Below are 25525 nucleotides of genomic sequence, written 5' to 3' on the forward strand. Positions count from 1 at the left end.
ATTTTTGTACTTTTCAGTGAAAAAGCGCACATAATCAAGTAGAATAGAACTATCATCGGGATATAAAGGGGAATACGTCATGGTAGAGACAAAACATCAGCAACTTACAGGTCTTCTGACAGCGCTTTACGAACGCTTTGAACAAGAGGGAGATTATGAGAACGCACAAAAAGTTCTTCAGTTATTGAGAAAGTGGATAAAAAATCAATTTGTTATGGCTTTTTGCGGCCATTTTTCAGCAGGAAAATCAAGCATGATCAATGAGCTCGTTGGGCATTCTTTGTTGCCTGCAAGTCCGATTCCAACGAGTGCAAACCTCGTTTCCGTTCAAGGAGGAGAGGAGCATGCAACGATTCATTATACAAACGGAGAAGCTGTTCGCTATCCGGCTCCGTATGATTTTGAAAAGATTAAGCAATTTTGCAAACTAGGAGATGAAATTAGCGAGGTTCATCTTTCGGTATCCGCTAATCTACTTCCAAAAGATGTGGTGGTCATGGATACACCAGGTATTGATTCAACAGATGATGCTCACCGCATTGCGACAGAGTCTGCCCTACATCTAGCAGACGTTATTTTTTATGTGATGGATTATAATCATGTACAGTCTGAACTGAACTTTCAATTTACCAAACGTTTGAAAGAGCAAGGAAAGCGCGTGTATTTAATTATTAACCAAATTGATAAGCATCGTGATAGTGAATTAAGCTTCGCATCGTTTCAACATGCGGTTAGTTCCTCCTTTGCTAATTGGAACGTCTATCCTGACGGCATTTTTTATACGTCGATTAAAAAGCCGGAGTATCCAGGAAATCAGCTTGCTGACGTTAAACGTTTTATAAGCGGTGTTGTACAAGAACACCAAAACGGTGCAGAGAGTAGCATACGCGCAGCTCTTCATACGCTTATCGATGATCACATTCAATTCGTTGAGCGAAAGGCCGATTTGTATATTGAACAAATGACAGAAGAATTAGCAAACACGAATGATACTGCGTTAATTATTGAACGATTAAAAGCAATGGAAGAAGCAAGAAAGAGTGGCACGGAGCAAAAAGACGTGATGGAAAAAGTGTTCCGCACAGAGTCCAAAAAGATTATTGAGAATGCTAATATTATGACGTATCCCATCCGTGAGCTTGCGCGTGCTTTTGTTGAAAGTATGCAGCCAGGGTTTAAAGTAGGGCTTCTTTTTTCTAAGAAAAAAACAGAGCAAGAACGGATAGAGCGCTTGGATGCCTTCTACGCTTCTCTACAAGAGCAGGTAACCGCTCAGCTTGACTGGCACGTCAGACAGTATCTAACGGGTTGGCTTAAAAAATTTGATCTTCAAAGTAGTGATTTAAAAGACCGAGCAGAGGCCTTTTCGGTTTCGTTCTCAAAAGAAATGCTTGCACAGCTCGTTAAAACGGGAGCGGTCTTATCAGGTGATTACGTTCTTGTCTATACAAATGATGTGATGACAGAGATTCGAAAGCAAGCAGAGCGTGAGAGTACAGCCTTTTTAACAGATGCGCTTGTAAAATGGTCGTCTAACGAAGAAGAACGTTTAGCGAGTGAGCGTACAGAGCTGCAGGCAAAAGGAGAGTATGAAAGAGCCAGTCAACTGCTAGAACAACAGCGAAAAGAGTTGCGTGAAGCAGAGCAGGCGCTCGGTAACCTAATGAAAGAGCATCCGAAAGCGCCATCTGATGAGCGAATTCATCAGATGATTCAAGAGCAGTTTCAGTGGGCTTCTGCCGAACAGCAGGAGCAGGTTCAAGCGGTCGATATAAGTGGGGAAACGTTTGAAGTGAGCGAAGCGCCCATCACAGTTAGTACGACTGAACGTACCGTTGAACAAACGATACTTGCGCTTGATCAAGCAATTGAAGTAACGGGTGTTTTAGAACAACTTTCTTCGATTCAAAAGCAAATGAAAAAGCGGAAGGAAAACTTGCAAAATCAGTCCTTTACAGTCGCTTTATTCGGTGCTTTTAGTGCTGGTAAATCATCGTTTGCAAATGCGTTAATCGGAGAGTCTGTGCTTCCTGTATCGCCAAATCCAACGACGGCGACAATTAATAAAATTGTCCCCCCAACACCTGATCATCCGCACCAAACCGTTCAGGTAACGTTAAAAACGGAAGCGGCTTTGTTAACAGAGCTAAAGCTGTCTCTACGCTTTTTCCAATATGACGTCTCAACGATGGAAGAGGCGCTAAAAGCTATAGCAGAAGTTGAAAGAACAAATCCAAACGTCGATGCGAAGAAAAAACTACATTTGTCGTTCCTTCAAGCGGTTCAAAAGGGATACAAAGCGGTTTCCGCTCACCTTGGAAAGAGTCTTCAGATTACGTTAGCCGAATTCGGTGACTATGTGGCCAAAGAATATAAAGCGTGCTTCGTAGAGATGATTGAGCTGTTTTATGACTGTGCGATTACTCAAAAAGGAATCACCCTTGTGGATACACCAGGGGCGGATTCAATTAATGCGAGGCATACAGGGGTAGCGTTTAACTACATTAAGAGCGCAGATGCTGTATTATTTGTTACGTATTACAATCATGCATTCTCGAAAGCTGACCGGGAATTTTTAATTCAGCTAGGTCGTGTGAAGGATCTGTTCTCACTCGATAAAATGTTTTTCTTAATTAACGCCGCAGACCTTGCGTCTTCAAAAGAAGAATTAAATACGGTTATCCGCTATGTGCACGATCAGCTGACGCAATACGGTATTCGTTTCCCACGTCTTTTTCCAATCTCAAGCTTAGAAGCTCTTCAAGACGAGATGAACCCTAAGTTTGTTGACTTTAAGCAACGTTTTTATCATTTTATCGAAAATGAACTGCGCGAAATTGTCATGAAAGCAGCATACGAGGACATGAAGACCGCTCATGATATGATACATGAAATTGAAGAGCTACAAACAGCTGCACAGCGAGATGAAAAAGGATACTTACAACACCTTTCTCAAAAAGAAGAGCAGTCGCTTCTTAACTTAGAGGAAGTACGTCTAGAAATAAAAGAAGACGTCATTCACCAGGAAATTAAAGAGCTTTTATATTATGTGAATCAACGCGTATTCTTGCGTTATTCAGATTTCTTTAGAGAATCCTTTAACCCAGCTACGATTAAAGAAGAGAAAGGAAAAATTAAAGAGCAGCTTGCCCGTAACTTACGTGAGCTACTTGAAGCGATGTCGTTTGATACGATGCAGGAGCTTCGTGCCACAACGCTTCGAATGGAACAATTTTTAACTAAAAAAGCATTTGATCGACATCGTGTTTTTCTGCAACAGGTGGAGAGTAGCGGAATGCCGCTTCAACCAGAGGGATTAACGATCACATCGTTTCCAGCGTTTGAATTTTCACCACCAATTACTGATGACGATATAGCATTATTTGAACCATCTCTTCAATTATATAAAAACAGCAAGCGCTTTTTTGCAAAAAATGAAAAAGAGAAAATGAAGACGGCGATTCAAGAAAAAGCAGAGCCGCTGCTAAAAACGTATCTTCAACAAGAAGAGCAAGTGTTTGCGAAAGATTATATTCAAACGTGGCATACGTATAGTGATGCGTACTTTAGCGAGATGCGTGAGGAGCTTATACAGTACTTTGATGGGTTACGCAACATTGTTAGACAGCCAATCGATCAAGATCATTTAAAAAAGTGGAAGCAGGATTTGCTACAGCTTCTGCAATAGTTTGTGAAAGGACACGTATGAAAAAGACCATCATAACGAAGCTTCGACAGTTAGAAAAGGAACACAGCGTTACAATTTTATATGCATGTGAAGCAGGCAGTCGGGCATATGGCCTTCAAACAAATGAGAGTGATTATGACGTGCGCTTTATTTTTAAATACGAAACGAGCGAGTACTTGAAGCTGCGCCGACCAGCAGAAGTGCTCACACATCATGAAGGATTAGTGGAGTATCACGGTTGGGATTTATACAAAGCGATGGAGCTGTTAAATAAATCGAATCCATCTCTTTATGAGTGGCTCTTTTCAAGCGAGGTGTACATCGAAAATACGTCTTTTGCTATGACGATACGAGAGCTTATTCAAAATAATTACTCATTAAAATCGCTCGGGTATCATTATCTGCAGCTACTACGTACGAACATGAAAAAACGAGTGAAAGAACCTTCGTATAAACATACGAAGATTCTTCTTCATATCGTGAGGTCTTATTCCTATCTTCATTATATGAAGACATATAAGCAGCTTCCGCTCGTAGCGTTTTCTAGAGGGATTTCAATGCTAACCTTAAATAAGGAACAACAAGAAGCGGTGGATGAACTACAGAGCTGTAAAAAAACAGGTCGACCAGTTCGTCAGTCAACGTATGAATGCTTACATGAACGAATCCATTCCCAAATGGAGAATCTACAGATGATTGTAGAGGAGCTTCCAGAAGGAAAACGTATGCGTAGTGACATTGATCTACTCTTATTAAATCAGCACAAATCAATGTAAAAGTCGGGGATTTCCCTGAGAGGAGTGGTAAAGATGCATTCTTTTATTTTAGAGCCAAGTAAAGTTAAATCTGCTTTATCAGATCCATCTGTGCGCGTAGTGGACTGTCGTTTTGATTTAGGAAATCATTCAATGGGAGCTCATGTTTACAAGGAAGCGCATATCCCTGGCGCTGTGTATGCGCATTTAGAAGAAGTATTATCTTCGCCCGTTCTTGAACATGGTGGGAGACATCCACTTCCTAGTGTGGACGATTTCGTGTCGTATTTAGAAGCCCAGGGAATTACAAATGATACGAAGGTTATTGCGTATGATGATCAAGGTGGAGCGATGGCCTCACGGTTTTTCTGGCTTATGAAATATGTGGGGCATCAGGAGGCGTATATGCTGAATGGAGGATTTCAAGCTTGGAAAGAAGCGGGATATGACGTAACAAAAGACGTCACATCGTATCCAAAAGCATCCTACACACCAACGGTTCAGGATCATCTGAAAGTGGATATGGAGGAGCTGAAAAATAAACTATTGACCGAAGACGTACTCGTCATTGATTCACGTGAGGAAAGGCGCTACAAAGGATTAGAAGAGCCAATCGATGCAAAAGCAGGCCATATTCCAGGTGCGCGGAATAAGTTTTGGAAAGGCATTTTAAAAAGTGAGCAACGCTGGGCAAGCTCGGAAGAATTGCAGGCGCATTTTTCTGATATCGACCGAACAAAAGAAATCATTGTCTACTGCGGGTCAGGTGTGACTGCTTGTCCGAACATTGTTGCTCTTTTAGAAGCAGGGTTTACGAACGTGAAGCTCTATCCGGGTAGCTGGAGCGATTGGATTACATATGAAGGAAACCTAATTGATACCGACCTTAGCTAATTTTACAAAACATACTTATCGCTTCTTAACTCATACTAACAGTGTACTCAAAAAAGAGTGCAAGTTGAAGGAGGAGATTGCGATGGGTAGAACAAAAAAAGCAAATGCAAATGCACAAAGTAAAAACAATGAAAAATTGAATCAGTACAAAAATGAGTTTGCATCTGAACACAGCGCACATAATCCCCAACAGCTAGAAAACAAAAAGAACCAATATAATCAAGAATTTGGTTCAGAAGCTCACGTCTCAAAGGCGAAAAAAGCGTCAAAGACAAAGGGAAAAACGCAGTACCAGTATACGCAGGAATTTGGTTCTGCTTTTGACACCAATCAAGTGAGCAGTAAAAAAGCATCGAAGCAGCAAAGCAATAGCAAGTACGGCCAAGAGTTTGGTACGTATGCGGATGTAGAAGCTGCGAAACTAAATAATCAAACTCAAAAGAAGAAGAAAAAACGCTAACATCGTCTTAGTCGCTTCTTTTGATCCAACGATGGCTCTAGCATATGCTAGAGCCATCGTTATATCTGGGCTGTTGTCAGCGATTCCAAGCAAGTTGGTTTGTAAAAAAGGGTTATAAGAGGCATCTGTTCGCCTTCAAACAGATACAAACTAGAAAGAGGTGAGGATAGTGAACAATGGAATATTAATTGGATTATCGTCCATCACGATCGCTCAGTTATTAAAAATACCTATTAAGAAGCAGCAAACCGGCAAATGGATTTGGTCAGAAGCGATTGCCACAGGAGGAATGCCAAGCTCACACTCAGCAGGTGTTTCTTCACTAGCGACTTACACCGCGCTAAAAAAAGGTGTATCTTCCATTGAGTTTGCGCTAGCGACGATTTTTGGTTCAATTGTCATGTATGACGCACAAGGAATCAGAAGGCAAACGGGAGAGATTACGATCAAAGTGAACACCCTCGACGAAGAAATTGAACGGCTAGCAGGAGAGCCAGATCACGGTGTTCATGACCTAACAGAGCAACGATTAAAGGAAATGCTGGGCCATCAGCCAGCAGAGGTATTAGCAGGCGCTTTGCTTGGAATTGGGATTGGCGCACTCGGTTATTTTTTAGAAGATTAGTCGTAGCCAAATGTCGAAATATGCGCTAAGATAAAGAAGGAATGCTCAAAAAAGGATGGGTCGACACGGTGAAAGCGATACGAACAATTGAAGAGTATCTTCTTTATCTTGAAGAAAAAGGCTTTCATTTAAAAGAAGACGCTAGAGGCTTTATTGCATTTGGTCAGCAGTATGCTGGAGCTTCTGAAGAAGTGGTCATCTATGCGATTGAGTGGACACTTAAAATGCAAAGAGAATTTGACGGTAGCTTCTTTATGTCTCTCGTTGAAAGCTTAACAGCAGAAAAGATTCAAACACGTAGACAGGCAACAATGTTTTTCGAGCAAAAAGGTATGATATGAATCTGTACCATTGAATGGTGCAGTAAAGTAGGGAGCCCACTTTTTTTGAGTGGGCTTTTCAATGATTTTTTTACTCGGCTCTTTCTTTACTTTTTTGTACAGCTAATCGTGCGAGCTCATCTGCTACGGAATTTTGGCTACTCGGAATCCATTTCATAAAAAATAAATCAAATTCTTTTGACAGAGCTAAAGCACGCTCAAGAAAGGGTTTAAAAGTAGCATTTTTTACATATTCCTTCTCAATGGCTCGGTCTACAAGCTGTGAATCGGTTCGAAATGATACCGTACGATAGCCTTCCTCTAAACAAATTTCTAGCGCCTTTACAAGGGCATGGTATTCTGCCTCGTGATTCGACATGATTCCGAGGGGAATCGAAAATTTCTTCGCTCCTCCGTCTCCCTTAATGAAGATGCCGATTCCAGATGGTCCAGGGTTTCCAGCGCTAGCACCATCAATATATACTTCAATCATTTTTGTTCCTCCTCTAAATTACCTTGTTACCATTATACAAAATGAACAGGAAAAACGCAGGAAACAAAGAATATATTATCAATCCCTCAGCGATGGTGAGACAAGATCGGTTAAAGTAGTAAAAAAAACGTATAATAAGTGTCATAGCAATTGTTGCTTCTACGTATATTTCAAAAAACTTGCTTGAATATTTAACTAGTGGTAAGATAATGCAACATGTGACAAAGAGCGAAGATGAGCGTGCTGGACATGACGTATTGCAACAGCGAGTAATTCATTGACTAAATGGAGGAAACGAGATGCAATTTCAAATTATTTGGCACTACCAGCCTCCAAAGGGAAAGAGTTGTTCTTTTACTTCGGAATGGCTAGAAGCAAATGCTGCTCTATTGTTAGCTACTGACCTTGAGCGAACCGGAAGAGTGAAAGAGCTTCAATTTGTGGATGAGCAGCAGCAAAGCTGGACGTTAAAAGAAGCAAAAAAACTTTTAAAAGAAGTAGAAACAGAGCCACATGATATTATCGCGTATTTTGACGGTGGATATAATAAGACGGAGAAGCTTGCAGCATTAGGAATTGTGGTTTACTACAAGAAAAATGGCAAGCATTTTCGTATTCGACAAAACGAATTGCTTCAGGAAATCACATCAAATAACGAAGCAGAGTATGCAGCCTTTTTGTATGTTGTCGATCAATTGGAGCTTTTAGGTGCTCATCACTTAAAAGTCGTCTTTCGCGGAGATTCGCAGGTCGTACTTAATCAGCTTTCGGGGGAATGGCCGTGCTTTGAGGACCAATTCAACCGCTATTTAGATCGAATCGAAGAAAAACTGCAAAAACTAGGAATTTCTCCTGTTTATGAGGCCATCTCGCGCAAGCAAAACCAAGAAGCAGATCAATTGGCTACACAGGCTCTTCAAGGAATTGACATTTCCAGTCACGCAGAACGTTAAACTTTTTAAGAGAATAATGCAGGAGATGAACAAGGTGAATCGAAAACAACTATTGCAAGAAGTAACAGAACTCCTCGATTATTACTGCGAGGATTGCTTCGTGAAAAAAACGTTTAATAAAGAAAAAGGAAAAAACTATGCGCAGTCATTTTGCATTAATCAATGTACGATCGGTGAAAAGATTAAAGAATATGGCGAAATGCTCGTTAAAAAATGAACGCATTGAAAAGAAAAAGACCTGTCTCTTGCTTTCAACAGTACGTAATATGCTGTAGAAGAAGAGGGGGTCTTTTTCAGGTTTCGTCTTATTTTTTGGCTTGTGTTAGCTGCGTTTCACATTGTGATAAAAGCTGTTCACATTGCTGAAGAAATTCTGTATCAACACCTGTTGCTTGGTTTTGCGCAGCAGTAAGCTGTTGCTTTGCTTGGCTAAGCGCTTCAGTTGCTGATTGCAATTGTTCTTCATCCATGCTCATCGTTGCAGCGCCAATCATTTTTTGAGCTGATTTGATTGATACTTGGGCCTGCTGTAATTCATTATAGCCCGTTGTAACATCTTGATTTGGAAGTCTGTCCATTTTTCCACCTCCTATCTTTTAGAGTGGTTTTCTTTTAGGAATCTATACGCGAATGTATGGAGTAAAATAAAAAAGAAGCCCACTATAAATAGTGAGCTTCCTATATGTGTGTATCGTTAATCATACGATTTTGTGATTAAAGTTTTACTACGTTAGCAGCTTGAGGGCCACGGTTTCCTTCAACGATTTCAAAAGAAACTTCTTGACCTTCTTCTAAAGATTTGTAACCGTCGCCTTCGATAGCTGTGAAGTGAACGAATACATCGTCTCCGCCTTCAACTTCGATAAAACCAAAACCTTTTTCATTGTTGAACCATTTTACTTTACCGTTTTGCATAATACTTAATCCTCCTATTACCTTGTAGACAAGCGCTACTGGAAACTTTTTAACCACTTACTAAAAAAGGAAATTTAACAAATCTCCACATATATTTTGGTAAATGATTGTCTTAAATATACAATAACGGTCAATAGTAGTCAAGATACCTTCCGTATTTATATATTAAATATTAAAAATAATAAGTTAAGTAAGCGCTCTATTGGAGATGTGATACTTACGCTTTTCCATCTTTTATAGTAAAATAAAAAGAAAATGATGAGATCCATAAGGGGCTGTTCATAATGTATCGAACTTCGATTAATGATCAAGAAATTATCGTGCTCTTTTCGTCACCGTATGTTTCCTTATCACCTGACACCACGAAGCATGTGTACGAGCGGGTATTGTCACTAGGTGAAAAACTGTTTCAATTTCAGGATGGACAAAGCTTTACCATTGGTGATCCTAAAGGTTTGATCGTAGCGCAAGTGAAGAAGCGAGATTTAACAACCGTTTATGTTGAACACGTCATTACCAAACAATTTATGTACAATGAACAAGGGGAAAGCAACCAAATAATGTGAGAAGAACCTAAGATGATTTCGTCTTAGGTTTTTTTGTCGGAAAACAATTTGATGAAGAAAAGGAATAGTAGAAGAACGACTGCACAAACTAACAGCAGGGCTTTTGACAGAAAAAAGTAAGGAAAAGAAACGAACGTTTCTGTGAGGCGGAGGATCATATGGAAGAAAAGAAAAATCTTGATTTATTTGCGCTAGCATCTGTTCCGCTGATCATGACACTTGGAAATTCTATGCTTATCCCAGTATTACCTGTCATTGAAAAGACGCTTAACATCAGCTCTTTTCAAGTGTCTATGATTATTACGGTGTATTCAATTGTGGCAATCCTGCTCATTCCGATTGCAGGTTATTTATCGGATCGATTTGGCCGAAAAAAAGTAATCATTCCAAGTTTATTGTTGGCTGCGATCGGAGGCGCCATAACGGGATTTGCTTCTTGGAAAATGGAGAACCCGTATCTTTTTATTTTAGTTGGGCGTGTGATTCAAGGCATCGGATCCGCAGGAGCTATGCCTGTTGTTATTCCCTGTGTAGGAGACTTGTTCAAAAATGAAGATGAAGTGACAAAAGGGTTAGGACTTATCGAGACGGCAAATACGTTTGGGAAAGTGTTAAGTCCTATTTTAGGCGCTTTTCTAGCTTCATTTATTTGGTTCCTTCCTTTTTGGTTTATTCCTCTCTTGTGTGCGATTTCAATTGTACTTGTGTTATTTTTCGTCAAAACACCGAAGAAAAAAGATCAAGAAGTACAAGAGTTTGGAGAATTTGCTCGCAATGTAAAAGCGACGTTGAAAAAAAACCTTCGCTGGCTTCTCGCCATCTTCCTATTAGGTGGCATCATCATGTTTGTCCTTTTTGGTATTTTATTTTACTTATCAACAATATTAGAGGAGCGTCATGGAATTTATGGTACGAAAAAAGGATTAGTCATGGCGATCCCGCTTCTAGCTCTATCGATTTCGTCTTTTGTAGCAGGCAAAAAGTTAGGAGAAAACAAACAAGTAATGAAATGGACTATTTTTGTTGGTTTTCTTTTATTAGCTGGAGCATTTATCTTCCTATTTTTCAATATGTCCCTCGTGTTCCTTTTATCTGCTTTAGTAGTAGGGGGAGTTGGAATTGGCGCTGCATTGCCTAGCTTGGATGCTCTTATAACAGAAGGAATTGAGAAGGAAGAGAGAGGAACCATTACGTCTCTCTACAGTTCCATGCGATTTGTGGGTGTTGCAGCTGGTCCACCTGTATATGCGCTCCTCATTAAAATGTCAGATCAAGCTGTATTCCACACGTCTATATATAGTAGCTTAGTTGGTGTTATTGTCGTGTGGTTTGCTGTAAAACCTGATAAGGAAACGAAAAAGGTTGCACCAAAAGTAAAAAAAGCACCTGTTTGAGTAGTGAATGATCTACCGATAAAATCCATGTCGTCATGACATGGATTTTTTTGTGAAATAAAATTAAAATCACCGAGTTGGATTACCTTTATTTTTATGTGGAAAGTTTTGTGTTTTTTGTCTATGATAGAGGTCAGCTACTTAGTGGCAAAGACTCGTTTGAAAAGAGGGAGTCTCGTGAAAATGAAGATAGAGGAAAGATAGAGGTGGAGGATGGATATAGTTAAAATTCGTACGTGGATCAAGGAGAATAAATTTTTACCTGCGCTACAGGAAATATATGAAGAAATTCGATCCATACAGCAACAAAAGTCAGTCTCATTTTTAAAACAACGATTATCATCACTTCAATCGGTAGATGATTTTTACTATATATTACGATTGCTTGATCAAGGTCATATGTATCATTACACAGGTTTCATTGCCCGTTACGCGCATCGGCGCTTCAATACGCTTCGGACTCTTGTATGGGTATGCGACGAATGGGTTGATGAAGGAAAAGCATTAGATGCCATGGAAAGTCTTGAAGAAGCGCTTCAAACAAAAGAGTACTCTTTATCTGATGGAGAAAGGGCACGCTTTACGATCGTTCGTGCACTCCTTGAAATGCGTCGGTACGACGAGGCGCTGCTTCTCATGCAGGTAATTGAGAAAGAGAAAACTGGCCCTGTCTTTGATAAATGGGGTTATTTTTATTTACAGCTCGGAGAAGTAGACAAAGCGGAAGCCGCGTTAAAACAAGGGATGGATGAGCGCACAAGAGGATATATGTGCAGGCTCTTACTAATCGATTTAAAGGCTGCGGCAGGACAGGCGGAAGAAGCGCTGCAGCTTGCGGAAGAAGGGGAGGACCTTTTTCCTGATATCCCGTCTTTCTCTTTGGAGCGAGTAAGAAGGTTAAGAGGAGCAAAGCGATTTGCTGATCTTCCTAAAGCCATCGACCGAGTCGAGGCGCTTCTTCCTTTTCACGTTTATAAGGGATACGTCGCACATTTACGAGTCGAGGCCCTGTACCGCTTAAATAAAATAGAGGAGGCTTGCCAGTTTTTAGCACAAACAGAACGTTTGCAAAAATCTCCGTATAGAAGGTTGACCAATCATCCAATAGGCAATTCACACATCTTACCTATTAAACCAGTCGTTCAACAGCATAATTATTGTGTACCCGCTAGTATGGAGATGATGCTCACGCTTTTTGGCGCCCGAAAATCTCAGGTGGAAATTGCGTCTACGATCTTTGATGTCACAGGATCCAAGCTTTCGACGACGGCTGCATATCTGCGCTCGTTAGGGTTTTCCACACGCTTTTTTGTTGGATCTGTGGATCGTTTGAAAAAGTTGCTCGATATGAACATACCGATATTAATTTCGATTGATATGGAGCATACGGCACACGTTCAGGTTGTGTTCGGCTATGACGATACGCTTGCTGTTCTACATGTCCAAGATCCGAATAACTTAGAGCCTAACTTAGTGTCTTACGAAGAGTTTCAAGAAACATATGCCAATACGTATTATATGTGTTTGGTGTTTGCTCCGAGCGATAGCAAATCGCTCAACGCTCTGCCACAAAGTGAGAACGTGTATTTCGAACAAATGTATGAGTTTGCTGAAAAAATGGAGGAGGATGCGAGCAGGCATCTCCATGAATTTGTTGCTTTTTTACAGAATCATCAGGACATCCTCTATACCCCTCTGTACGTAGTGAAGCATTTTCATTTACCGGAACAGAAGGACTTTATTCTAGAGTGTGCGGAGCGCTTAAAGGAAAGTGCGAGTCATCACAAAGATATTCAGCTACAAATCGCTTACAGCCTCGTACAGTTAAATGAGCTAGATGAGGCCAACAATTGGCTAACGAAAGTAACAAAGAAACGCCAAAGCCCGATGTACAACTATTTAAAAGGGCGTATTGCTTTTCAGTATGATCGGTATGATGAGGCCATTCATTACTTCAGACGTTCTTTAGAAGGAGATTGGGATCAGCCATACGTTTGGAGTTATATGGCGCTAAGTTCGCTCTATGAAGACGAGGGAGAAAGAGCGCTTCATTACTCTGAAATTGCAGTTATGACGGGACATGAGGAAGTATTTGTACATATGAACCATGCCCTCATTTTGCGGGAACAAGAACGTGTGGAAGAAGCCCGCATGATGCTTGATCAGCTCATTCGACATCATCAAACGGATCCTTATCTTTGGTATGAACGTGCAAAATGCGATGAGATCCTCGGAAAGAATGCAAAAGCCATTCGTGGATATTGCACAGCAAAAGCGCTCGATAGCACGATTGTTCCAATTTATGAGTCCCTAGTAGAGCTATACGAACAGGCGGGGAAAATGAAGCTTGTCGAGCCCCTTTTAAAAGAAGGAATTCAAAACGTGCTTGAACCTGACTCCCTTTATTTAAGGCTAGGTGATTTTTATCACGATCAAGAACATTATCAAAAGGCATTGGCGATGTATCAGGAATGCCTAGATCGAAATTCAGAGGAAGTGTTCGCTCACATTGGAAGTGCGCATGTATTTATTCGTCAACAGCAATATGATCAAGCCTTTGCTTATTTACAGTCACTAGAGAGTCAATTCTCAGACAGAAGCGACTTTTTAATTAACGCTGGTCAGCTGTTGTTTGCAGAGGGAATGGAGTTGAAGAAGGATCATTCACTATTGATGCGTGCGTTGGATTTATTCGAGGCAGGTCTTCTTCACATGACGTATAAGGAAGAAACGGCACTAGAACTGTATGTCCAAGCGCTTGATAGCACGACGTTTCTTCAGCGTGGATACGAATTTGTCGGAAAGCTAAAAGAAATCAAAAACGGAAGCGACATGTATGATTATTACGCAGCCTTGTTTGCTGAAAAAATGGGGAACGTACAGGAGGCCATTGCCACATATGAGCTGATTTTTGAACAAGTACCTAAAGCGCTGTCTAGACTTGGAGAACTTTATAAGGGATTAGGCGCTCTAAACAAAGCAAAAAGCTATTATGAACGGAGCATGCAAGTAGAGGAAGCAAGTGCTGAGGACTACTTGTCCCTAGCAGAAATCGCATTCTTTGAGGAAGATAAGAAAGCAGAGCGCTACTACTTGCTACAAGCTTTTGATCAAAATCCAATGGATGTCAATATGGCAGCACTTGCCGCTCTGTCCACGACTAATGAGGATTATGAACAGCTCATACAGTTGCTACAAAATATTCACGGAAAGGTTTTGGAAGAATGGCGTTTGGATAGCTTGGCTTATGTTTATGAAGCGGTTGGTAAAGATGAACAGGCAACAGTAGCTCTAAGGAGCGCGTTGAAGTTAAATGAAAATCATCTAGAACTTCAAAAGCATTATGCAGCGCATGTCTTGAAGACTAATCCAACGGAGACATTAAAACGAATGAGACGCTTGATTGAACAAAACCCTCATCGAGAGGATTTTTATTCTTTATTTGTCATGGCTGCCGACAGCTTAAACGAGACGATGGAAATACCAAAATGGTTCAAAGGTATGTCTTTTACAGACGAAGAGCAGAGCATGGCGAGCGTGTATACAGCGATGGCGGTGGGAGAAAATGAAGAAGCTTCCGAACAGAATACGAGTTCCTTTTTAACTCGTGCTTTTGCAAAAATCAAAGGGAAATCTCGTCGGTTGATGAGGCTCGGTTTGCAAATTGATTTGTATGAAAAAGCGATGAAGCTACACCCTGATAACGAGCTCGCATATGAACAGCTGGCACATTTATATGAAAAAGTGGAGCTCGTAAAGGACGCAGTAAAAGTATTGAAAAAAGGCTTGAATCATTCATTTAGTCTGTCGCTAGCTGATCAGCTTCTTATTCTGCATTTAACGTATTCACAGGAGTTAGATCCTCATGAAGCCATTCCTTTTGCTGAGCAGATGATGCAGGAAGCACCAGACGAAGAGGAAATTTGGGTGAAAAAAGCCTTTTTATTAGAGATGATGTCCTATGATCAAGAAGCCGAGCAGTTATTTCTGCGTGCAATCGAGAAAAACCCTTATACTCGAAACGTACATCAGGGACTTGGCGCTCTTTATCATAAAATGGGACGGTATACAGATGCGGTTCGAGTATTAGAAGAGGGAACAAACATTCATTCCTCGCTTACGCTACAAAATGAGCTAAGTCGCGCCTACTATGCCACTCATCAAGTAGACAAAGCGCTCGCATTAACAGAGAACGTATTGCGTGCAGATGAATCGTTTTTAGAAGCAAGGTACAATCAGGCATGTTATTTAACAACGCTACATCGTTATGAAGAGGCGAATGAGCAGCTACAACGTGTCCTAAAAGAAGATGAGAGTGGCTTTTTTAAGGAGCAGGCGCTTATAGACGAAGATCTAGAGCCGCTTCGATTGCAGGGGTTGTTAAAAGCTTAAAATGTTCCTCTTTTTTCCACTTATAGGTATATTCTTTGGGTAATAGGAAGAAAACGTATATACTAGGTGTAAGGGGTCAAGTTAAAAGAGGTGTTTAAGATGGAAAAAGGCTGGACGATTTATGTAGCAAAAGAAGATTGTGAGCCTTGGTATTTTTTAAGCGATTGGCAAGATCAAATTACAAGCGAGCTTTCCTTTGATGAAAAAGAAGCAGCTCTTGCCCGCTACGTAGAACTTGTAAATGAGTACAAAGCACAATATCCGGAATCAAAGCATAAGAACTATTCTCTATATAGCTTTTGGAATAAGGATGAAGAAGTCTATTGCGAGGCCTGTGAGGACTATTTGCAAGTCTTCCACAGTATTCGCCTGCAGTATGACGGGGAACTATATGATGTTCAAGGTGATGATCAGGCTCTTCAGTACATCATGCAATCAGTAAAAAACTAATCGGTTAAAAAACCAACCAAAAAGACGAAGTTCGAACAATTTGTTCGGGCTTCGTTTTTTTTTAGCGGATTTCATTCTTTGAAAGAAGTCCAATTTACGCAAAAAATGAAGAATTCGTCAATAACCAATATTTTTTTTATTTTCTGACATCTAATTGCAATCTCGAATCATATGATCTATAATTTTAAGAAAATTTAAAAAAGTATAAAAGAAAAAATCAGGGGGACAGCAGAATGAAATTGTACGTTTCTGTCGACATGGAAGGAATTACAGGACTTGTTGATGCATCGCACGTCGATTCTTCTAGACACAATTATGAACGTGGGCGACTGATTATGACGAATGAAACCAATGCCGTGGTAAATACCGCCTTTGCGTCTGGATGCGAGGAAATTGTGGTGAATGACAGCCATTCAAAAATGAACAACTTGCTTATTGAACATCTACACCCGGATACGCAGTTAATTACAGGTGATGTAAAACCATTCTCTATGGTTCAAGGATTAGATGACAGCTTTAAAGGAGCGATGTTTCTTGGCTATCACGCTCGTGCTTCCGTTCCAGGAGTAATGACACATAGCATGATTTTTGGCGTTCGCCGTATGTACATAAATGAGGTTGAAGTAGGAGAATTAGGATTCAATGCATACGTAGCAGGTTACTATGGAGTACCTGTTTTACTCGTTGCAGGTGATGATCAAGCGGCTGCTGAAGCAGAGGCGCTTATCCCGAATGTAACGACAGCGGTAGTTAAAGAAGCGATTTCGCGTTCGGCGTCCAAGAGCTTAACACCCGCAAAAGCGGCAGAGCTGCTAAAGGCGAAGACAGAAGAAGCGCTAAAAAAAGAAGTGAAACCACTCGTTCCTCCTGAAAAACCGGTTCTTCGAATTGAATTTGCCAATTATGGACAAGCCGAATGGGCTCACTTAATGCCTAAAACAGAAATTGAAAAAGGAACAACGATTGTACGTTATGAAGCTGATAACATACTAGAAGCTTATCAAGCGATGCTCGTCATGACTGAGCTTGCAATGCGAACAACATTCTGTTAAGAAAGTGTGATGACAATGGGAAAATATATAGTTAAGCGATTTGTCGCGATGATTGCTACGCTGTGGATTATTACCACACTTACGTTCTTTCTCATGCATATGATTCCAGGTTCACCATTTAACCAAGAGCGTAACACAAGCGACGTCGTTCAAAAGAACTTAGAGGCACATTATCATTTAGATCAACCGCTCTACACGCAGTATTTTCTTTACCTGAAATCGATCGCCACGTTCGATTTTGGTCCTTCAATTAAACAACCAGATTCAACGGTAAATGACTTGCTATCACGCGGTTTTCCAGTATCACTCGAACTTGGAACCGTAACGCTTATTGTTGCTATTATCTCCGGAATTATTTTAGGAATTATCGCCGCCTTATTTCACAACGGAATTGTCGATTATGTCGCTATGACCCTAGCTGTTTTAGGAATTTCCATCCCAAACTTTGTCATGGCTCCCCTGCTCATTCAGCAGCTTGCTGTTAACTGGGAGATTCTACCTGGTGCCATGTGGACAAGCTGGAAGCATATGATTTTGCCAACTGTGGCACTAGCTACAGGACCGATGGCGATCATTGCACGCCTGACTAGGTCTAGCATGCTTGAGGTTCTCACGCAGGATTATATCCGAACAGCAACAGCGAAAGGGCTTACGCCGTTTAAAATTGTTGTAAAACATGCGCTCAGAAATGCGTTGTTACCTGTTGTGACGATCATCGGAGCGCTAGCTGCAGGTATTTTAACAGGAAGCTTTGTCATTGAAAAGATCTTCGCTATTCCTGGGATGGGGAAATATTTCGTCCAGAGTATTAACGATCGTGACTACCCGGTAATCATGGGTACGACCGTATTTTATAGTGCATTTTTAATTTTTATGCTCTTTGTGGTTGATTTAGCTTATGGGTTTTTAGATCCTCGAATTAAGCTTCATAAGAAGGAGGGGTAAGAGATGGGACTTCCTACACAACAAGACCCGAATACGGTTTTAGATGAATGGTTTGTACCAAAGAAAAAAGATGCAAATGAAGCAGAAGCAGTAGTAAGACCAAGTCTTTCCTATTGGCAGGATGCTTGGCGAAGGCTGCGCAAAAATAAGTTGGCGATGACGGGGCTTGTAATGCTAATTGTTCTCATTATCATGGCTATTATTGGTCCCATCATTTCTCCTCATAGCGTGACAAAGCAGACGTTGACAGATCAAAACTTAGCGCCGTCCTCTACGCACTGGTTTGGAACCGATGATATGGGCCGAGATGTGTTCACACGAACATGGTATGGAGCTAGAATCTCGCTGTTTGTTGGATTTATGGCGGCCTTAATTGACTTTATTATTGGTGTGTTGTACGGAGGGATTTCGGGATACAAAGGTGGGAGAACCGATAACATCATGATGCGTATCGTAGAGGTGCTATATGGTCTACCGTACCTTCTTGTCGTTATTCTTCTAATGGTTGTCATGGGACCAGGGATGGGAACGATCATTGTGGCTCTTACTGTTACGGGATGGGTAGGAATGGCGCGAATTGTTCGTGGACAGGTGCTTCAAATTAAAAACTATGAATTTGTGCTAGCATCCCAGACGTTTGGAACGAAGGTATTTCGAATTATCCGTAAAAACTTACTGCCTAACACAATGGGCGCGATTATCGTTCAAATGACGTTGACTGTTCCTTCTGCCATTTTTGCTGAAGCCTTCCTAAGCTTTTTAGGTCTTGGCATTCAGGCTCCATATGCGAGCTGGGGAGTAATGGCAAGTGACGGAGTAACAAGTATTTTAGCTGGCTACTGGTGGCGTTTGTTTTTCCCAGCTTTCTTTATTTCGATCACGATGTATGCATTTAACGTACTCGGAGATGGACTTCAAGACGCATTAGATCCGAAGTTAAGGAGGTAAAGCATGGAAAAGGTACTTGAAATAAAAAACTTACACGTCTCTTTTGATACATACGGGGGCACCGTAAAAGCAGTACGAGGAGTCGAATTTGATCTCCATAAGGGCGAGACAATTGCGATTGTAGGGGAATCAGGATGTGGAAAAAGTGTTACCTCTCAAAGTATTATGCGCCTTATTCCGAAAGCAACGGGACGTATTGCAGACGGCTCTATTTTATTCAAAGGGAACGATTTAACGAAATTAAAAGAGTCAGAGATGCGTAAAATCAGAGGATCAGAGATCTCAATGATTTTCCAAGATCCAATGACCGCTCTGAATCCAACGATTACAGTTGGGGAGCAAATTACAGAAGGAATTATGCAACATACGAAAGCAACGAAGCAACAAGCAAAACAAAAGGCAGTTGAAATGCTAGAGCTAGTAGGAATTTCAAGTCCTAAGGAGCGCTTAAAGCAATATCCTCATCAATTTAGTGGGGGAATGAGGCAGCGCATTGTTATTGCAATGTCATTGGTCTGCGAGCCGGAAGTCATTATTGCGGATGAACCAACAACAGCTCTTGATGTGACGATTCAAGCCCAAATTCTCGAATTATTCCGAGATATTCAGCGCAAAACGAACGTTTCGATCATTCTCATTACGCATGACTTAGGCGTGGTTGCTCAGGTGGCCGATCGGGTGGTCGTCATGTATGCAGGAAAAGTAGTGGAAGCAGGAACAAGGCGAGAAATCTTTTATAACCCGCAGCATCCGTACACAAAAGGACTGCTAAATTCTGTTCCGAGGTTAGATTTGGAAGGTGGAGATTTAATTCCAATTCCAGGGTCACCGCCTGATTTATTCTCTCCGCCTACAGGGTGTGCGTTTGCACCAAGATGTCCGTATGCGATGGAAGTGTGTGACCGTGTACATCCGAGTGACACGATCATTAGCGAGGGGCATCATACGAGCTGCTGGCTTCAGGATGAGAGAGCGAAAAAGCTTGTCAGTACGTTAGCATAAACGAAGGGGTTTTATCTGTTTTACAGATTATAATAGATGACTAGACTGAGGGGGATTTTAAATGAAAAAAGTGTTTTCGCTATGTGTAATGGTCATGCTTGTATTTGCACTTGCAGCCTGTACGGCAACAAGTGATCAAGCAAGTGACTCAGAGAAAAGCGGTGGTAAAAAAGGATCAAAGGTTCTGTATTTGAACAATGGTCAGGAGCCAACTTCACTTGATCCGCCAATCGGATTTGATTCTGTTTCTTGGAATGCGTTAAACAACCTTATGGAAGGAATGACGCGTTTAGGGAAAGATCACAATCCTGAAGCCGCTACGGCAAAGGACTGGGATGTATCAGAGGATGGAACAAAATACACGTTCCATATTCGTGATGATGCAAAGTGGTCAAACGGTGATCCTGTAACAGCAGGAGACTTTGAATTTGCTTGGAAGCGATTATTAGATCCAAAAACAGCTTCTTCTGCTGCATTTTTAGGTTATTTCATTAAGGGCGGCGAAGAATTTAACACGGGTAAAGGAACAGCAGACAACGTGCAAGTAAAAGCAACAGATGATAAAACGTTAGAGGTCACGTTAACAAGTCCACAAGCTTATTTCCTAAGCGTTATTGCAAACCCAGCGTTTTTCCCAATTAATCAAAAAGTGGCGGAGAAAAATCCGAAATGGTATGCAGAGGCTGACACATTTGTTGCTAATGGGCCATTCAAGTTAACAGAATGGAAGCATGACAGTAATTTTGTTATGAAGAAAAACGATCAATATTGGGATGCGAAAAATGTAAAGCTTGATCAAGTAAATTGGGCTGAAGTGAGCGATACAACGACAGAGTATCAGCTTTTCCAAACGGGTGAGCTTGATACATCAGGCGTACCATCTGATTTAAGTGATAAGCTTTTCAAAGACGGTGAAGTAAAAGTAGATGACCAAGCAGGTGAATATTTCTACCGCTTTAACGTAACCATGGAACCATTCCAAAATGCGAACATTCGTAAAGCGTTCGCGATGGCGGTCGATCAACAAAAGATCGTGGATTACGTAACGAAAAGAAAACAAAAACCAGCTACGGCATTCGTTTCACCAGGCTTTAATGAACCTTCAGGAGATGACTTCCGTAAAACAGGCGGAGATCTTGTAGAATTTGATAACAAAGAAGCAAAATCATTGTTAGAAAAAGGGATGAAAGAAGAAGGATACAGTAAGTTACCAGCTGTTACATTAACGTACAGCACAAGTGAAGATCACAAAAAGATCGCAGAAGCAATGCAAGATATGCTGAAAGAAAATTTAGGCGTTGATGTGAAGCTTGCGAATATGGAGTGGAACGTGTTCCAAGACGAGCAAAAGAAGCTTAAATTCCAATTCTCACGCAGTTCATTCTTAGCTGATTATGCTGATCCAATTAACTTTTTAGAAAACTTCCAAACGGGTCATTCAATGAACCGTACGGGATGGAGCAATCCAAAATATGATGAGCTAATCAAACAAGCGAAGAGCGAAGCCGACGAAGAAAAACGTTTTAAAATTATGCACGAAGCAGAACAAATTTTATTTGATGATATGCCAATCTTACCAATTCATTTCTACAACCAAGTGTATTTACAAAATAAAGACGTAACAGGAATTGTCCGTCATCCTGTTGGGTACTTAGAACTTAAGTGGGCAGACAAGAAATAAAACAGCACAGCTAGGAAGGTGTCCATGGGCAACACGCCTGGGCACCTTCTTGCATATAGTGAGTAAATGAGTGAAGTTAATGCGTATGGATGGATGTTAGACAGATGAATTTTTGAAAGCACGGTAGATAGATGGGGAGGGACTAGGAATGAAGATTACAGAATTACATACGTATCGAGTCGCAGTACCATTACATAAACCATTTAAAACAGCGCTTCGCACAGTTCACTTAGCCGAAGCGATTATCGTAAAGGTGATGTGTGATGACGGAACAATTGGCTGGGGAGAAGCGCCGCCAACAGCAGTAATTACAGGTGATAGCTTAGATAGCATTGAAGCAGCGATTCAGCAGGTGATTAAACCAAAGCTAATCGGAAGGAATCTCTTACACTATGAAGCTCTTTTTCATGATATAGCCTCTAGCATCGTTCGAAACTCAAGTGCAAAAGCAGCTGTGGATATGGCACTGTACGACTGCTTGGCACAGCATAGCGGTCTGCCGCTGTATCAATATCTCGGTGGGTACAGAGGAAGTCTTGAAACAGACTACACGGTAAGCGTAAATGAGCCAAAAGAAATGGCAGATGATGCTGTGCAGTACATAAAGGATGGATTTGACGTTCTAAAAATCAAGGTTGGGAAAGATGACATTCAGACCGATATTGAGCGCATAAAACGAATACGCCAGGTGGTTGGCAATGAGCCCAAAATACGTCTAGATGCCAATCAAGGATGGAGCGTAAAAGAATCCATTTACACGATTCGTCAAATGGAAGATTTGGGACTCAATATTGAGCTAGTAGAGCAACCCGTGATCGCGTCAGACATCGCAGGTCTGAAAAGAGTAACGGATCACGTCAACACGCTCATTATGGCAGATGAAAGTGTATTTACACCTAATCAAGCGCTAGAAGTAGTGGCGACGAGAAGTGCGGATTTAATTAACATTAAGCTTATGAAAGCAGGCGGCATTTATCAAGCCGAAAAAATTAATGCCCTTGCTGAATTAAACGGCATTCAATGTATGGTAGGAAGCATGATTGAAACAAAGATAGGCATTACGGCTGCAGCCCACTTTGCCGCTAGTAAAAAGAACATTACGCGTTTTGATTTTGATGCACCGCTCATGCTTGCAGAAGATATCGTCACGGGCGGTATTCACTACAGTGGACGCCACATTTCATTCTCTCAAAAAACGGGCCTTGGTATTACGGATGTAAATTTAAAAGGAGGCATACAAATTGGGTAAATCATTTGTTGTAAACGTACCGGTCGCAACGATTTGGACATCTCATGACTCACCAAGAGAATTGGATCAACAAGCGGTGAGCTATCCGGCAAATATTGAAGGATGGATTAAAAGCTTAAGTCATGATCAGCTTCTTGATCTATGCAATCATAATCTTGTTCAAACACAGGTGCTTCTTGGTCAAAAAGTTGAGATCATAAGCGAACACGGTGAGTGGGTAGAAGTGATCATTCCTGAACAGCCGTCTTCAAAGCAGGAACGGGGCTATCCTGGATGGATGCCAAAAAGGCAGCTGACAGAAGTGGCTGATTGGGACGTTGAGCAATCTCCGCTTATCAGCGTTATTAAGCAAACAGCATGGCTATATGATGACGAAAATCAGCCGCTTCTTCACGTAAGTTTTCAAACGAGGCTACCGGTCGTAGAGGAGTCAGGAACGTACATCCGCGTTCAAATACCTCAAGGAACAGCACGTGTAAAAAAAGAAGATATTACGTTCTTACGTTCGTTGAAGGAACTTCCAATAGGAAGCGGTGAAGGAATTGTCGGAGCTGGAAAAGCGTTTATTGGTCTTCCGTACTTATGGGGTGGAATGAGTGGATTTGGGTTTGATTGCTCGGGGTTTAGCTATACGATGTGCAAAGCAAATGGAATCATGATCGCACGCGATGCGCACGACCAAGCAGCTTCAGGTGAGAGCGTACCGTTTCATCAATTGAAGCCCGGCGATCTTCTATTCTTCGCGTATGAAGAAGGAAAAGGAAAGCTTCATCATGTTGGAATTTATTGTGGAAACGGAGAAATGATTCATGCTCCTCAAACAGGAAAAGGTATTGAAGTCATTGAATTAAAAGGCACCATCTATGAAAAAGAGCTCTGTCATGCAAGCCGATATTGGAAATAAGATAGATTTTGGAAAAAATGGAGGGGTTAGGCATGGAGAAGGAACGTCTATTGATGATTCAAAACTTACAAAAATATTTCCCAGCAGATAAAAATCAAGTCGTCAAGGCGGTCGATGGTATTTCGTTTGATATCTACAAAGGAGAAACGTTTGGTTTAGTAGGTGAGTCTGGATGTGGAAAATCGACAACGGGAAGAACAATTATGCGGCTGTATAATCGTACGGATGGAAAGGTTCTCTATGAAGGACGTGATATGGACGAATTATCAGAAAAGGAGCGCAGCAAGTATCAGCGCAAAATTCAAATGATTTTTCAAGACCCATATGCATCGTTAAATCCTCGTTCAACCGTGCGAGATATTATTGCAGAACCGATGGAAGTACATCGATTGTATCCGAACAAGAAGAAACAAAATGAGCGCATCTACGAACTTCTAGAACTTGTCGGGCTTAATCGTGAGCATGCTAACCGATATCCTCATGAATTTAGCGGTGGGCAGCGTCAGCGAATCGGAATCGCTCGTGCGCTAGCGCTAGAGCCAGAGTTCATTATTGCGGATGAACCGATTTCTGCTTTAGATGTGTCTGTTCAGGCACAGGTAGTCAATCTATTAAAAAAGCTTCAAGTAGAACAAGGACTTACGTATTTATTCATTGCGCATGACCTTTCAATGGTAAAGCATATTAGTGACCGAATTGGCGTCATGTATTTAGGGAATATGATGGAGCTTACGACAAGCGATGAGCTCTATAAAAATCCTCTTCATCCCTATACGCAGGCGCTTCTATCAGCCATCCCGATTCCTGACCCCGACGTAGAGGACAAGCGTCAGCGTATTATTTTAAAAGGGGAAATTCCAAGTCCAATTAACCCGCCGAGTGGCTGTACGTTCCGCACGCGTTGCCCTCATGCCATGGACGTTTGCGCAGCGAAAAAACCAGTTTGGCAAGAAGCTGAGAGCGGTCATTTTGTGGCGTGTCACCTTTATAATGGAGAGATAATGGACAAGCAAAAGCAAGAAGTGACGACAAGTTAAGATGAATAAGGTTCAAGATTTACAGAATGCAATCGAGAACATTGTAAACGAGATAAGTGGACGTATGGGTGTCTATGTCCAGCTAGGAAACGAACATATTAATGTGAACGGCGATCTGTCTATGCCATCTGCAAGCCTCATTAAAATTCCTATTTTGCTTGAACTCTTTCATCAAGTTGAACAGAGTCTCATTCATTTACGTGAGATAAACGAAATAAAGGATTTTAAGAGAGTCGGCGGAGCAGGAGTTCTTCAGTCCCTTACGAACGATGTGAAGCTCACGTGGTACGATTTGGCCGTGTTAATGATCACTGTTTCAGACAACATGGCGACAAATGCGCTTATTCATCGTTTGAACATGAATGCCGTTAATGATTATTGTCACGCCTTCACAGAAGCGACCGTGTTGCAACGAGAAATGATGGATTTTGAGGCTGTCAAAGAAGGGAAGGATAATTGGACGTCTGCGCGCGACATGGTGAAGCTGTTAACACTGGTAGACGATGAACATTTTTTGTCACGTGAAAGTAGGCAAGAGATTTATTCGATCTTAACCAAGCAGCAATTTCAAGATAAGCTCCCAGCGAGAATGGATGATACCGTCACGATTGCCAACAAAACAGGTGAGTTAGAAGGCGTGGAGCACGATGTCGCGATTATTGATGGCTATGGGCAGCGTATGTATGTAGCGGTTCTAACCGATCAGCTCGTCAATTCTTATGAGGGAAGATCCGCTATTTCAGCCATTGGATATGAACTACATCAGTATTTGAAAAAAGCGTAAACGCGTCTATCACTTTAT

At 41.3% G+C, this 25525-nt stretch carries 24 protein-coding genes; 21 read left to right on the forward strand and 3 right to left on the reverse strand.

What is annotated here, in order from left to right:
• The first annotated feature begins 79 nt into the window (after positions 1 to 79).
• The 6 genes from IE339_RS06515 to IE339_RS06540 all read left to right on the forward strand — a co-directional run bounded on the left by IE339_RS06515 (position 80) and on the right by IE339_RS06540 (position 6763).
• Positions 80 to 3688, forward strand: coding sequence for a dynamin family protein (locus IE339_RS06515; protein WP_242175016.1), 3609 nt, complete (start codon positions 80 to 82; stop codon positions 3686 to 3688).
• Positions 3689 to 3705: 17 nt separating this feature from the next.
• Positions 3706 to 4464, forward strand: coding sequence for a nucleotidyltransferase domain-containing protein (locus IE339_RS06520; RefSeq protein WP_242175020.1), 759 nt, complete (start codon positions 3706 to 3708; stop codon positions 4462 to 4464).
• A 33-nt stretch (positions 4465 to 4497) separates the two neighbouring features.
• Positions 4498 to 5337, forward strand: a complete 840-nt coding sequence (locus tag IE339_RS06525) for a sulfurtransferase (RefSeq protein WP_242175021.1) — start codon at positions 4498 to 4500, stop codon at positions 5335 to 5337.
• A gap of 82 nt (positions 5338 to 5419) precedes the next feature.
• Entirely contained in the window at positions 5420 to 5797 is a 378-nt protein-coding gene (locus tag IE339_RS06530) for a hypothetical protein (RefSeq protein WP_242175022.1), read from the forward strand.
• Positions 5798 to 5966: 169 nt separating this feature from the next.
• Positions 5967 to 6422, forward strand: a complete 456-nt coding sequence (locus IE339_RS06535; protein ID WP_242175024.1) for a divergent PAP2 family protein — start codon at positions 5967 to 5969, stop codon at positions 6420 to 6422.
• A gap of 68 nt (positions 6423 to 6490) precedes the next feature.
• A complete protein-coding gene (locus IE339_RS06540) occupies positions 6491 to 6763 on the forward strand; it encodes a DUF6123 family protein (RefSeq protein WP_397428585.1) in 273 nt (90 codons plus the stop codon).
• Positions 6764 to 6833: 70 nt separating this feature from the next.
• Here IE339_RS06540 and IE339_RS06545 read toward each other — a convergent pair whose 3' ends face one another.
• Complete coding sequence (locus IE339_RS06545; protein WP_242175025.1) at positions 6834 to 7235, reverse strand: reverse transcriptase-like protein; 402 nt, start codon at positions 7233 to 7235, stop codon at positions 6834 to 6836.
• 299 nt (positions 7236 to 7534) lie between these two features.
• Here IE339_RS06545 and IE339_RS06550 point away from each other — a divergent pair, with 299 nt between their 5' ends.
• Together IE339_RS06550 and IE339_RS06555 are read left to right on the forward strand one after the other, a co-directional pair.
• Positions 7535 to 8188: a ribonuclease H family protein gene (locus IE339_RS06550; protein ID WP_242175026.1), complete on the forward strand. Its 654-nt coding sequence runs from the start codon at positions 7535 to 7537 to the stop codon at positions 8186 to 8188.
• A 25-nt stretch (positions 8189 to 8213) separates the two neighbouring features.
• The gene (locus tag IE339_RS06555) at positions 8214 to 8405 is read left to right on the forward strand and encodes a zinc-finger domain-containing protein (RefSeq protein WP_285846507.1); all 192 of its coding nucleotides are present in this window, start codon (positions 8214 to 8216) and stop codon (positions 8403 to 8405) included.
• Positions 8406 to 8493: 88 nt separating this feature from the next.
• Here the strand turns inward: IE339_RS06555 and IE339_RS06560 are convergent, their stop codons facing one another.
• Positions 8494 to 8766 (reverse strand): DUF2564 family protein, encoded by a 273-nt coding sequence (locus tag IE339_RS06560; RefSeq protein ID WP_242175028.1) that lies wholly within the window; start codon positions 8764 to 8766, stop codon positions 8494 to 8496.
• Between the two features lie 136 nt (positions 8767 to 8902).
• On the reverse strand, positions 8903 to 9103 hold the full coding sequence (gene cspD, locus IE339_RS06565) for a cold-shock protein CspD (RefSeq protein ID WP_041096853.1): 201 nt from the start codon (positions 9101 to 9103) through the stop codon (positions 8903 to 8905).
• A 284-nt stretch (positions 9104 to 9387) separates the two neighbouring features.
• Between cspD and IE339_RS06570 the strand changes: the two genes are divergently transcribed.
• From IE339_RS06570 to IE339_RS06630, 13 genes are all read left to right on the forward strand, one after another.
• Complete coding sequence (locus IE339_RS06570; RefSeq protein ID WP_242175030.1) at positions 9388 to 9669, forward strand: hypothetical protein; 282 nt, start codon at positions 9388 to 9390, stop codon at positions 9667 to 9669.
• Between the two features lie 158 nt (positions 9670 to 9827).
• Positions 9828 to 11063 carry a bacillibactin exporter BcbE gene (locus IE339_RS06575; protein WP_242175032.1) on the forward strand — a complete coding sequence of 412 codons (1236 nt, stop codon included), beginning with the start codon at positions 9828 to 9830 and terminating at the stop codon, positions 11061 to 11063.
• A gap of 213 nt (positions 11064 to 11276) precedes the next feature.
• Positions 11277 to 15455, forward strand: a complete 4179-nt coding sequence (locus IE339_RS06580; RefSeq protein ID WP_242175033.1) for a tetratricopeptide repeat protein — start codon at positions 11277 to 11279, stop codon at positions 15453 to 15455.
• 99 nt (positions 15456 to 15554) lie between these two features.
• On the forward strand, positions 15555 to 15905 hold the full coding sequence (locus tag IE339_RS06585; protein ID WP_242175034.1) for a DUF1033 family protein: 351 nt from the start codon (positions 15555 to 15557) through the stop codon (positions 15903 to 15905).
• A 233-nt stretch (positions 15906 to 16138) separates the two neighbouring features.
• The gene (locus IE339_RS06590; protein ID WP_242175035.1) at positions 16139 to 16957 is read left to right on the forward strand and encodes a M55 family metallopeptidase; all 819 of its coding nucleotides are present in this window, start codon (positions 16139 to 16141) and stop codon (positions 16955 to 16957) included.
• 15 nt (positions 16958 to 16972) lie between these two features.
• On the forward strand, positions 16973 to 17902 hold the full coding sequence (locus IE339_RS06595) for an ABC transporter permease (RefSeq protein ID WP_053399926.1): 930 nt from the start codon (positions 16973 to 16975) through the stop codon (positions 17900 to 17902).
• Positions 17903 to 17905: 3 nt separating this feature from the next.
• Entirely contained in the window at positions 17906 to 18850 is a 945-nt protein-coding gene (locus IE339_RS06600; RefSeq protein ID WP_053399927.1) for an ABC transporter permease, read from the forward strand.
• 3 nt (positions 18851 to 18853) lie between these two features.
• Positions 18854 to 19852: an ABC transporter ATP-binding protein gene (locus IE339_RS06605; protein WP_242175037.1), complete on the forward strand. Its 999-nt coding sequence runs from the start codon at positions 18854 to 18856 to the stop codon at positions 19850 to 19852.
• 61 nt (positions 19853 to 19913) lie between these two features.
• Entirely contained in the window at positions 19914 to 21533 is a 1620-nt protein-coding gene (locus IE339_RS06610) for a peptide ABC transporter substrate-binding protein (protein WP_242175039.1), read from the forward strand.
• A gap of 148 nt (positions 21534 to 21681) precedes the next feature.
• On the forward strand, positions 21682 to 22782 hold the full coding sequence (locus IE339_RS06615) for a dipeptide epimerase (protein WP_242175041.1): 1101 nt from the start codon (positions 21682 to 21684) through the stop codon (positions 22780 to 22782).
• Entirely contained in the window at positions 22775 to 23686 is a 912-nt protein-coding gene (locus IE339_RS06620; RefSeq protein WP_242175043.1) for a C40 family peptidase, read from the forward strand. Before IE339_RS06615 ends, IE339_RS06620 begins: the two co-directional genes overlap by 8 nt.
• Positions 23687 to 23718: 32 nt before the next feature.
• Positions 23719 to 24723 carry an ABC transporter ATP-binding protein gene (locus IE339_RS06625; RefSeq protein WP_242175044.1) on the forward strand — a complete coding sequence of 335 codons (1005 nt, stop codon included), beginning with the start codon at positions 23719 to 23721 and terminating at the stop codon, positions 24721 to 24723.
• Position 24724: 1 nt separating this feature from the next.
• A complete protein-coding gene (locus IE339_RS06630) occupies positions 24725 to 25507 on the forward strand; it encodes a serine hydrolase (protein WP_242175046.1) in 783 nt (260 codons plus the stop codon).
• Positions 25508 to 25525 lie beyond the last annotated feature (18 nt).

The organism is Priestia koreensis (assembly GCF_022646885.1).
Taxonomy (GTDB): domain Bacteria; phylum Bacillota; class Bacilli; order Bacillales; family Bacillaceae_H; genus Bacillus_AG; species Bacillus_AG koreensis_A.